The sequence below is a fragment of the Streptomyces sp. HSW2009 genome, assembly GCF_040240285.1.
Lineage (GTDB): Bacteria > Actinomycetota > Actinomycetes > Streptomycetales > Streptomycetaceae > Streptomyces.
In genome coordinates, this window is the sequence record NZ_JBEHZD010000358.1 from 1 (window position 1) to 8,485 (window position 8,485).

Here is an 8,485-nt window from a genome sequence, read left to right on the forward strand (position 1 = left end):
TAACTAGCGTCCGGTGGCCCGGTGGACGCATGCGGAGAAGTGGTGGGCGGCGGGTCGTGGTGGTTGTCGGGTGTGGTGGCGGGTTGGGGGGGGGGGGGGGTCGGGGGGGGGCCCCCGGGGGGGGCCGCCCCGGGGGGGGCCGCCCCCGGCGGGGCAACCCCCGCCGCTGGCGAGCTCACCCCGCCCACCGAACAGGCCGTCACCCGCAACGCCCTGCTGCGCCCCACCATGCCGCGCCTGGTACCCGTCGCCCTGCGCGCCCTGCACCGGGAAGCGCACTGGTCATCGCCCGTACTGCGGCACGCCGTACGGCTCGCGGTCGTCGCCTGCGCCGGCTACCTGCTCGGCACCGTGCTGCCGTTCGGGCACGGCTACTGGGCGCCGATGGCCTCGGTGATGGTGATGCGGCCCGACTTCGAGCAGACGTACGCGCGCGGCGTCGCCCGGTTCGCCGGCACGCTGGTCGGGGTGGCGCTCGGCGGGGCGGTGGTGGCCCTGGTCCACCCCGGGGAGTGGGCCAGCGCCGGGCTCGCCGTCGGGTGCGTGGGGCTGATGTACCTGCTGATGCGCACCGGCTTCACCGTCGCCTCCGCGTGCATCAGCGCGTACGTCGTCTTCCTGCTCGGCATCGCGGGCGAGGGCTGGTCGCAGACGGTGCAGGACCGGGTGGTGCTGACGCTGCTCGGCGGGGTGCTGGCGATGGCCGCGTACGCGCTGTTCCCGGCCTGGGAGACGCCGAAGCTGCGGGACCGGCTGGCCGACTGGCTGCTGGCCAACGGCCGGTACGCGGTCGCCGTCTTCGGCGGCCACGCCCACCCCATCGAACGCCGGCCCCGGCACGTGCGCGACGCCCTGCTGGACGCCCGTGCGGCCCGGCTCGCCTGGGCGCAGAGCGAGGCCCGCGCGCAGGCCGAACCCGTACGCCACCGCGGCATCTCGCGCCGCTCGGCGGGCGCGGCCCAGACGGCGCTGGCCACGATGGGCCGGGTCACGATGCTTCTGGAAGCCCACCCGCCGGACCGCGACGCGCGCCCCGCACCGGCCGCCGGCGACTTCGCGGCGGCCCTGCGCACCGCACTCCCGCAGGCGACCGCGGCCGTCCGGGACCGCGAGCCCCTTGACTGGCGCGAGGTGCACGCCGCCCTGGACGCCTGGCGGACGGCCGATGGCGCCGACGCGCTCCCGGTGCGCTGCGCGGAACTTCTGGTGGACGCGCTGGACGAGTTGGCGGGCGCGCTCTCCCGCGGACCGGGAGGGAAGAACCGGGCGCGACGGCGGGAGTGAGTGCGGGTGCGGGTGCGCGGCGTGGTGGGTATGAGGTGCGCGGTGCGGTGGGTACGGGGCGGGCGGTGCGGTGGGTACGTACGGGGCGGGTGGGGCGCGGTGGGCCGGCCGCATCAGGCCGATTCCCGCGGCGTGCCGCCCACAACTCGGCCACTCCCGACCGGGGCACTGTCCAACCTTCACCAGGGCGGCTAGCTTCCTCTCGCCGTACACCCGACGCACCAACAGACGCACCAATAGGGGGAATCCACATGCCCATGCGTTCTCGATTCGCAGCCGCCACCGCAACCCTCGCCGTGGCCGGCGCGGGGCTGCTCGGCCTCGCGGCGCCGGCCTCGGCCGACTCCCTGGGCCTCATCTGCCCGAGCCGCGCGGAGTACATCGACGGCAGCGGTGGCCACAAGGGGGCCCGCATCAGTTGCACCGGCGGCTCGTTCTTCCTGGCCATCAGATGCGAGAAGCTGGACTCCAGCCACTACCAGTACTGGCACTACGGCAACTGGGCCTCATCCGGCGGCACGTCGACGGTGTGGTGCGACCTCAACGCCAAGATCATCAAGACTGAGACCCGTACGTCCTGAGCGTCGTACGTACGGAAACCCCGTACGCCCTGAGTCCGTACTTCCTGAGTCCTGTACGTGCTGACTCCTGTACGTCCTGAGCCTCGTACGTGCTGAGACCTGCTCCGAAGGTCCCGGGGATCTGCCCGGTGGCCGGGGCCTTCGGAGTTGTCGGGCCGGTGGGTCGCGCGGGCCCGCTGGTTCACGGCGCACGCCGCCTCATGGCCTTCGCCGCCCCATCACGCACGCTGCTGCGGCTGCTGGTCGCGCAGGCGGGCCAGGAACTCCTCCGTGAACACGCCCTCGTTGAGTGATCTGGCCCGTGCGGCGGCTGCCGTGCTGCGCGGGAACAGCGCGTTCTCGTACGCGGTGAGTGCGGCCTCCACGTCGCCCGGGTGTGCGGCGATGGCCAGGCCGAGTTCAGCGCCGTCCTGCATGGCCAGGTTGGCGCCCTCGCCGTCCGGCAGCGACAGGTGTGCGGCGTCGCCGACCAGCGTCACGCCGGGGACGCGCGGCCACCGGTGGTCGACCGGCAGCGTGTGCAGGTGGCGCAGGACCGGATCGGTATGGGTCTCGGTGATCAGGGCGGTCAACTCCGGCGCCCAGCAGTCGAATTCGCGGGCGATGCGGGCGGTGGCCGCGGCCCGGTCGGTGAAGTCGATGGCCGCGAACCACTCCAGCGGCCTGAGCAGCGTCACATAGGCGTGCAGGTGTCCGTCGCGCTCCCGGTGCGCCCTGATCCACTCCGTCTCGGCGCCGGGGACGCGGGTGACCAGCGAGCCGCCGCCGACGGCCCGCGCGGTGGCCGGATGGCGGGTGTCGCTGTCGAACAGGTGGGTCTCGATGAACGACCGGTCGGCGTACGCGGGCGTGGCTGACGACACCAACGGCCTCACCCGGGACCAGGCGCCGTCCGCGCCCACCAGCAGGCCGGTGGTGGCGCTGGTGCCGTCGGCGAAGGTCACCTCGTGCCGGCCCCCGCCCAGGGCGCGGGCGGCGCTGACCTTGTGGCCCCAGCGGATGGTGCCGGCCGGCAGCGCGTCGATGAGTATCTCCCGTAACTCGCCGCGCTGTACCTCGGGGCGCCCGCCCGCACCGTCGTCGGCCCGCTCGAAGAGCACCCTCCCGTTCGGGGCGAGCACCCGGACGGCCTGCCGGCCTTTGAGGATGATGCCGCGGAACTTATCCATCAACTGCGCTTCGGCGAGCGCGAGTTGACCGTTGTAGTCGTGGATGTCCAGCAGGCCGCCCTGCCCGCGGGAGGTCGGCGAGGGCTCCGCCTCGTAGACGGTCGAGCGGATGCCGTGGACGTGTAGGACCCGCGCGAGCACCAGTCCGCCGAGGCCAGCGCCGACGATCGTGACGGCGGCCGATGCGGGTACGGGGGCGGGTGCGGAAGCGGAGTCGGGTACGGGGGCGGAGTCGGGTACGGGGGCGGATGTGACAGGGGTCATGAGGGCTCCTCGCGGGTGTCCGGCCCGCCGGACCGACCCGGCGGCGTCTGCGACGACGCTCCTCCCACGCGCCGACAGCCCGACTACAACCGACCGACAGTCCCGGCTCGCAACCCGACTGACACCCCGTACTGATGGTCCCGACGGCAACCCTGGCTGGTGGTCCCGATCGACACCCACACCCACACCCACACCCACCCACACCCACACCCACCCACACCCACCCACGGAAACGGCCCGGGGCCAGTACCCAGTGACCCCGGGCCGGGGGGGGGGGGGGGGGGGGGGGGGCCGCGCGCGCCCCCCCCCCCCGGGCGCCGCCCGCGCCCCCCGCGCGGGGGGGGGGGGGGGGGGGGGGGGGGCGGGGGGGGGGGGGGGGGGGGGGGGGGGGCGGGGGGGGGGGGTGGGGGTGGGGGGGGGGGGGGTGGGGGGTGGGGGGGGGGCGGCGGGGGGGGGGGGGTGCGGGACGATTTCGGGCGGTTCGTTCGACTTGCAAACGCCATTTCTGCAACGTTGTACGGGGCGTCGGTGGGGCGGGCGGAAATGCCGTTAACTAGCGTCCGGTGGCCCGGTGGACGCATGCGGAGAAGTGGTGGGCGGCGGGTCGTGGTGGTTGTCGGGAGTGGTCGCGTTTGGGCGGGGGCTGGCGTTGCGGAGAGCGCTCCCGTACGGCGGCTTCCGATCTCATGAGGGGAGGTAAAGGGGTCTTCTTTAGCATTCCCTGGTATGCGTCCCATCCACTGCCTGGGGGCTTTCGTTCCTTCACTCCCACTCCCCGTTCCGCCGCCATTTCGCGGCATTCTCCCAGCGCCCGGCGCAGACCCCCGAAAGGGCGCTGCCCCGGCTCACTCCAAAAGGCGCCGGGGCGCCCGTTCACCCTTTTCGAACGCTAAGGGGCGGCGTCGCTCAGAGCGTTTCGCGCGGCCCGTTGCCGCCCGGAGCGCGGGCGTATCCACGCGCTGCCCGGAGCCCCGCGCGGCGCGTGGTGGGGCGCCCTGCCGACCGCCACGGCGACTGGAGCGGACCGCCGAGCGACGTGCGCACGGGCGACGGTCAGGGCAGGTACGGGGCGCGATACGGGGCGGCGTACGGGGCGCGGTGCGGGGGCTGCGGGTGGGGGTGGCGGGGGCGTGCGGGGTGGTCGCGGGATGCGCGGCGAGATGCACGCCGGGATGCGCGGTGGCCGTCCGGGGTTTCGCCGCGACCGCTGCCGCCCCGGCTCCCCTCCCCGTTTCCACGGTGACCCCTTCGGCTAAGGCGCGGAACCATTCCCACGGTCGGGCGCGAATCGCCCCGGGTCGGCACCCGGCAAAGGAACGAGCCGGGCCGTAAAACGCCTGAATGATCAGGGCTCGTGCATGCTTCCGCACGGCACCGGAGCGTGTCAACGACACATTGCACCGGCAGGCACGCCCCGGGGCGACTTCACATCGCCGGCCGGTGACGGACCCCGGAATTCCCCGAGCTTGGGATGGGCCGCACGGCATCACGACAATGTGCCGGCGCACGAACCACGCTTTTCCTTGAACTCGCGAAGGGCTGGTACGGAAGTGACGCCCGGGACGTCCTGAGCATCGTTTTCCAGAAATTCGACAGGCAGCGGACCGGAATTCCGCCGACCGGCTTTCCCCTAAGGCATACGCGGCGTACGGCCGGACCGGCGAGGGCGGCGGCGACCACGAAAGTACGGAACCGAATCCGGGGTCACGGCGGACCGGGTGGGCGCTCAGTAGTCACTGGCGCACACGCCAGCGCACGAACGCCCCGCCGCCCGCCCCCTCTCCCCCATCCGGGCGCCCTGCCCGCGCCCGCACCCGCGAGTTCCCGTCCCCGTCTCGGCACCAGGCCCGCACCCGTACCCGCGAGTTCCCGTCCCCGTCTCGGCACCAGGCCCGCACCCGTACGTGCCCGCCCCCGCACCCGCGCGTTCCCACCCCGTCCCGGCACCAGGCCCGCGCCCACACCCGCGTATCTCCCCCGCCCCCTCCGCCCCTCCGCCTCGCTCCCTCTCCCCCGTCTCCTCCGTCTCCCCGCGTCCCGGCTGTTCGGAGTACCCCTCCGGCTGGGCAGGGATGCAGCGACGTGCTGAGCCTCGTGAAGGAGTTGACCCCGTGTCAGTTGACGCCCCCTTCCCCGTACCACCAGGCGCCACGGGACCGTACGCGCGCGGCGGGCCCGCGGGCGGGACGCGGCGCCCGGACCCGCCGCCGTGGCTGCGCAGGACGCGCCGCCGGGCCGCGCTCCGTACCGGCCGTGGGGTGCTGGCCGGCGTGGCCATCGGGCTGATCGCGGTCTGTGGGCTCGGGGCGGCGCCGGCCGCCGCCACCGGGCAGCCAGAGCAGACGGGGCAGACGGGGCAGACGGGGCAGACGGGGCCAGCAGGGCCGGGGCCCGACGGGGCCGGCGCGCCCGGGGGGCGGGCGCACCAGGACGTGCTGTTCATCGGGGCGCACCCGGACGACGAGTACGCGGCGCTGTCCACCTTCGGGCAGTGGCGGGAGCGCGACGGCCTGCGCACCGGCATCGTGACCATCACCCGGGGCGAGGGCGGCGGCAACGCCAGCGGGCCCGAGGAGGGCGCGCCGCTCGGGCTGATCCGCGAGCGCGAGGAGCGCAGGGCGGTGCGCCATGCGGGGCTGCGTGACGTGTTCTACCTGGACAAGCCCGACTTCTGGTACACGCTGTCGGCGCCGCTGACCGGCCGGGTCTGGGACCGGCCGGCCGACGCGCGGGACACCCTGGAACGGCTCGTACGGCTGATCCGGGCCACCACCCCACGGACCGTGGTGACGATGGACCCGCGGCCCTTCAACCAGCACGGGGCGCACCAACTGGCCGGGCGGCTGGCCGTGGAGGCGTTCCGGCTCGCCGCCGATCCCACCGCCTTCCCCGAGCAGCTCACCCGGGAGAAGTACCGCCCCTGGCGGGCCGACCGGCTGTTGGCGCAGAACTGGCGGTTCGCCGGGCCGACCGGGCCGGCGTGCGCCAGCGCCCACCCGCGCGACCCGGCGACCGGCCTGCCGCTCCGGGGCGCGTGGGAGGGCGCGTGGTCGGCGCGGCACCGCACCACCTGGGCACAGCAGGAACGCACGGCCGCGCGCGAGTACGTCACCCAGGGCTTCGGCGCGCTGCCGCCGAAAATCACCACGCCACGGGAGAAGTTGGGCTGTGACTGGTTCACGGTGCTGGCCGAGGACGGCGAGCCGGTGTCGGCCCCGGTGCGCGCGCAGAACGGGCTCCGGCCGGTCTTCGCCGAGTTCCGTGACTGGGCCGCGCGGGTCGGGCTGCCGTGGCTGGCCAACGACGCGCAGCCGGCGTACCCGCAGCCACCGGCCACCACCGTGCCGGCCGCGGCGCAGCGCCCGACCGTGGACGGCTCGGCCGCGCCGGGTGAGTACCCGGGGCCCGAACTGCGGCTCGGCCACTGGGAGGGCGAGCGGTGCGGGCCGGCCGACTGCGGCGCGACGGCGCGCCTGGCCCGGCACGGCGACGACCTGTACGCCCTGGTGCAGGTCGTCGACGACGTCCCCGGGGCGGCCCTGGAGCGGGCGGACTGCAAGCGGCACTGGCGCACCGACGCGGTGGAACTCGCCCTCGATCCGCGCGGTGCCTCCGATGACACCGCGTCCACGTTCAAGCTCGCGGTGCTGCCGCGCACCACGGAGGGCGGCGCCTGTGCGGCCCGGGACGCCGACCACCACCAGGGCCAGGCCGCCACGACGGCGCCCGGCGTGAGCTGGGCGGCCACCGTCAGCGAGCCGTACGCCGGCTACACCGTCGAGGTGAAGGTCCCGCTCCGTGCGCTGCCCGGCCCCGTCGATCCGGCCGCGCTGACCGCGAACGTGTGGGTCTACGACTCGGACACGCCGGACAAGACTGGCCAGTCGCGGCTGGCCTGGTCCGCGTTCGGCAGCGCGCAGGCCGATCCGTACGTCTGGGGCACGGCGCGGCTCGACGGCTACCAGGCGCCGGGCGGTCCCGCGCCGGGCGAGCCGGTCATCCCGCTGGAGGCGGCGCGCAGCCGCGACTCGCTGCCCTCCGTGCTCCAGAGCCTGCGGACCGGCGTGCCGCTGGCCGCAGGGCCGCGGGTGCGCTGAGCGCCTGCCGGCCGCCGTCGGCCCCCGCCCGGGACCACGGGCTCCGTGCTGGGGCGGGGGCGACGGAATGGCCGCCCCGGCGCGGGGAGGGCGCCGTCTGGTGCGGCACGGTGCGCCGGGGCGGCCGGACCGACGTCGCGGCCGGGCTGGCTGGCTGGCTGGCTACCAGCCCTTGCCCGCGACCTGGCGGGTGGCCACGTTGAACCGGTTGAACAGGTTGGTCACGCCGATCATGAGGACGAGCGCGGCCAGGCCCCGCTCGTCGTAGTGGCGGGCCGCCTCGTCCCACACCGCGTCCGGCACCGGGTCGGAGGAGTCGGCGATCCGGGTCACGGACTCCGCGAGGGCCAGCGCGGCGCGCTCGGCATCGGTGAAGTACGGGGCGTCGCGCCAGGCCGCCACCGCGAACAGGCGCTCCTCCGTCTCACCGGCCTTCCGCATCTGCCGGGCCCCGCCGTCCACGCAGAAGCCGCAGCCGTTGACCTGGCTGGCGCGCAGGTGGACGAGGTCCAGGGTGGACTCCGGTACGCCGGCGTCCTTGGCTGCCTTCACCAGCGCCTGCGCCGGCTTGAGGGACTCCGGGAGGATGACGGCCGGGTTGTTGATGCGCTGCTGCATGCTGCTTCTCTCCTGTGCTCGTGGTGGGCTACACCGACATGACGGGGCACGGCCGACCCGTGTGACACGGCTGCGAGTGACGTGCACCACTCCGCCCCGGTGGGGCAGCGCACCCGGCGAAAGCGGCCGAACGCGCGCAGCACCCCGGCCCCACCCGCACGACGGGGCGACGGGGCGACGGGGCGACGGGGCGCCGGGGCGACGGGGCGACGGGGCGACGGGGCGACGGGGCAGGGTCGCTGACGGGTGCGGACCAGGGCGACGGGGCCGGCGTACGGGCGGGGGCGCGCGGCGGCACGGCGTACGCGCGGCAGTGCGAGGGACCCACGGCAGTGCGGCGTACGCGACAGTGGCCGGGCGGGCCGCGGCAGGTTGCTCCGCGGTCCGCCCAGCCACTTGGGGCGCGGGGCCCGGCCCCCCGGGGGGCCCGGCCGGGGGCCGGCCCCGCCGCACGGGCCGGGGGGGCGGGGGG

At 75.3% G+C, this 8,485-nt stretch carries 6 protein-coding genes; 4 read left to right on the plus strand and 2 right to left on the minus strand.

The features are described from left to right. Window positions 1-21: 21 nt before the first annotated feature. The gene (locus tag AAHZ94_RS23210; RefSeq protein WP_502964755.1) at window positions 22-1,284 is read left to right on the plus strand and encodes an FUSC family protein; all 1,263 of its coding nucleotides are present in this window, start codon (window positions 22-24) and stop codon (window positions 1,282-1,284) included. Window positions 1,285-1,541: 257 nt separating this feature from the next. Then, entirely contained in the window at window positions 1,542-1,865 is a 324-nt protein-coding gene (locus AAHZ94_RS23215; RefSeq protein ID WP_349994922.1) for a hypothetical protein, read from the plus strand. A gap of 218 nt (window positions 1,866-2,083) precedes the next feature. On the opposite strand, the gene AAHZ94_RS23220 is transcribed toward AAHZ94_RS23215, so the two are convergent. Further along, complete coding sequence (locus AAHZ94_RS23220; RefSeq protein WP_349994923.1) at window positions 2,084-3,298, minus strand: FAD-dependent oxidoreductase; 1,215 nt, start codon at window positions 3,296-3,298, stop codon at window positions 2,084-2,086. 253 nt (window positions 3,299-3,551) lie between these two features. Here AAHZ94_RS23220 and AAHZ94_RS23225 point away from each other — a divergent pair, with 253 nt between their 5' ends. Further along, a complete protein-coding gene (locus tag AAHZ94_RS23225) occupies window positions 3,552-3,851 on the plus strand; it encodes a hypothetical protein (protein ID WP_349994924.1) in 300 nt (99 codons plus the stop codon). A 1,558-nt stretch (window positions 3,852-5,409) separates the two neighbouring features. Next, on the plus strand, window positions 5,410-7,395 hold the full coding sequence (locus AAHZ94_RS23230) for a sugar-binding protein (RefSeq protein ID WP_349994925.1): 1,986 nt from the start codon (window positions 5,410-5,412) through the stop codon (window positions 7,393-7,395). Between the two features lie 162 nt (window positions 7,396-7,557). Here AAHZ94_RS23230 and AAHZ94_RS23235 read toward each other — a convergent pair whose 3' ends face one another. Beyond that, a complete protein-coding gene (locus AAHZ94_RS23235) occupies window positions 7,558-8,013 on the minus strand; it encodes a carboxymuconolactone decarboxylase family protein (protein WP_349994926.1) in 456 nt (151 codons plus the stop codon). Window positions 8,014-8,485: the final 472 nt, after the last annotated feature.

Excerpts from the sequence above, each read along its gene's own strand:
- AAHZ94_RS23235 (WP_349994926.1), bottom strand. The coding sequence starts at position 8,013 with ATGCAGCAGCGCATCAACAACCCGGCCGTCATCCTCCCGGAGTCCCTC.
- AAHZ94_RS23215 (WP_349994922.1), top strand. The coding sequence starts at position 1,542 with ATGCGTTCTCGATTCGCAGCCGCCACCGCAACCCTCGCCGTGGCCGGC.
- AAHZ94_RS23220 (WP_349994923.1), bottom strand. The coding sequence starts at position 3,298 with ATGACCCCTGTCACATCCGCCCCCGTACCCGACTCCGCCCCCGTACCC.